This is a genomic window from Arthrobacter sp. UYEF3, from assembly GCF_040546245.1.
In the GTDB taxonomy this organism is placed as follows: domain Bacteria; phylum Actinomycetota; class Actinomycetes; order Actinomycetales; family Micrococcaceae; genus Arthrobacter.
On record NZ_JBEPNK010000069.1, the window covers coordinates 1 to 1093 of the forward strand.

1 protein-coding gene is annotated in these 1093 nt (G+C 67.2%); it reads right to left on the minus strand.

Translation table 11 applies throughout. The features are described 5' to 3' along the window. Window positions 1-972 (minus strand): IS256 family transposase (locus ABIB14_RS18710; protein WP_354237393.1); only part of this gene is annotated, 972 nt, incomplete at its 3' end. Window positions 973-1093: the final 121 nt, after the last annotated feature.

The window sequence follows — 1093 nt, forward strand, 5'->3', positions numbered from 1 at the left end:
CGGCGTGAACGCGAGCACGTCGGCGCGGGCGGTTTCGAGGTGGTCCGCTACGTTGGGCAGTTTTTCTTCCAGGGCGCGCAGGACGCGGTCGAACTGGGCGTGCACGGCGTCCGCGTCGGGCTGGTCGTAAACACTGTGCAGCAGGGTTTTCACCCAGGGCCAGGAGGTCTTGGGTGTGAGGGACATGAGATTCGCCGCGTAGTGGGTTCGGCAGCGCTGCCAGGACGCGCCGGGCAGGGTTGCCCCGATCGCCGCGACGAGCCCGGCATGTGCATCGGAGGTCACCAGTTTCACCCCGGTCAGCCCGCGGGCGGTGAGGTCGCGGAAGAAGCCGAGCCAGCCGGCCCCGTCCTCGGACGAGGTGGCCTGGATCCCCAGGACCTCCCGGTGCCCGTCGACGTTCACGCCGGTCGCGACCAGGGCGTGGACGTTGGCGACCCGCCCGCCCTCCCGGACCTTCAACACCAGCGCGTCGGCGGCGACGAACGTGTACGGGCCGGCATCCAGGGGCCTTGTGCGGAACGCTTCGACCTGCTCATCGAGGTCCCGGGCCATGATCGAGACCTGGGACTTGGACAGCCTGGTGATGCCCAGGGATTCGACGAGTTTCTCCATCCGCCGGGTGGAGACCCCGAGCAGGTAGCAGGTCGCCACCACCGAGGTCAGGGCGGCCTCGGCCCGGCGGCGGCGCTCCAGCAGCCAGTCAGGGAAATACGTGCCCTGGCGCAGCTTGGGAATGGCGACATCCAGGCTCCCGGCGCGGGTGTCGAAGTCCCGGTGGCGGTAGCCGTTGCGGGAGTTCACCCGCTCGGTGGACACCTGGCCGTATTCGGCGCCGCAGACGGCGTCGGCCTCGGCTCCCATCAGGGCTGTGATGAAGGTCTGGAGCATCTGGCGCAGCAGATCAGGGGACGCCTGCTCGAGCTGCTCCGACAGGAAACGGGTCGGATCGATAGAATAAGGTGCGGTCATCGCGGAGTTCTCCTTCAGGAAAGACATTGGACTGTCATTTCCAAGGATCACGCGGTGACCGCCTTCGCATCTGGCAAACACGCCCATCAGGGCCGGTTACACCACGCTAATGGACGTAACC